Source organism: uncultured Nocardioides sp., assembly GCF_947488025.1.
GTDB lineage: Bacteria > Actinomycetota > Actinomycetes > Propionibacteriales > Nocardioidaceae > Nocardioides.
Genome location: NZ_CANKYS010000039.1, coordinates 1 through 886 on the forward strand (window position 1 = coordinate 1; position 886 = coordinate 886).

Annotated in this window: 1 protein-coding gene and 1 pseudogene; both read right to left on the bottom strand. The window is 66.8% G+C overall.

All coding sequences use genetic code 11. From position 1 onward, the window contains the following. Positions 1-345: pseudogene (locus tag Q1B24_RS21790) on the bottom strand (IS3 family transposase); the annotation flags it as partial. 50 nt (positions 346-395) lie between these two features. Continuing rightward, entirely contained in the window at positions 396-656 is a 261-nt protein-coding gene (locus tag Q1B24_RS21795) for an SAV_915 family protein (protein ID WP_299933079.1), read from the bottom strand. Positions 657-886: the final 230 nt, after the last annotated feature.

Below are 886 nucleotides of genomic sequence, written 5' to 3' on the forward strand. Positions count from 1 at the left end.
GGGCCCGGAGCCCGCGGGCCCCATCGATACCGGGCGACTTGTAGTCCGGCCACCGCGACCATCCGTGCGACAGCCTCCACGGCGCAGGATCTCGTTGTCCTCCTCGAGCCGGCGGACCTTGGCCTTGAGGTCCTTGATCTCGGCCAGCTCCTGACTCGTCGCTCCCTGGCGCTGTCCACCATCGATCTGGGCCTGGACGACCCAGCGGCGCACCGTCTCCTTACCGAGGCCCTCGCGCCGAGCAACAGCCTCAGCCGCTGCGGTCAGCGACGGGTACTCCGGCAGATGCTCCAGCACCTGCCGAACGCAGCGCTCCTTGATCTTCGGATCGATCTTCTTCGGCATGGTTCGCATCCTTCCAACTCACAAGGATGCGGCATCAAACCTGGGGCGCTTCACGCTGCCTCCTGGGGGTGGAGCTCACGGTCCAGGAACAGCAGGTCGTAAGGAGCTTGCTCGAAAGCCCTCTGCAGGTCATCGACACTGAGAAGCACCCAGGACGCGTCGTCGCCGTACTGGTCCTGCAACCGGTCGATGGCGGAGTACACGAACAGGGCCGTGCGCCCGTCGCGCATCTCGTGCATGCGTATGCGGATGGAGCCGTCCAGGTCGATGGTCGGTGCGTAGACCACCGGCGGCAAGGTGAGCTCGGCCATGAAGCGAGTTCTACCCGATCGACAGTGGTTGGAAACCTGGTGGGGCCGTCATCCGAGGGTGAGCTGGCGCGTCGCGCAGCCGAAGCAGTCACGCTCACCACGCCGTCGTGTAGGTGACGGTCACGTTGCCGCGTTGGCCGGCCCGGAGCAGCAGCTCGCCCGGATCTGCCGCGTTGAGGGCGGCTACGCTCGCCCGGATCTGCCGCGTTGAGGGCGGCTACGCTCGCCCG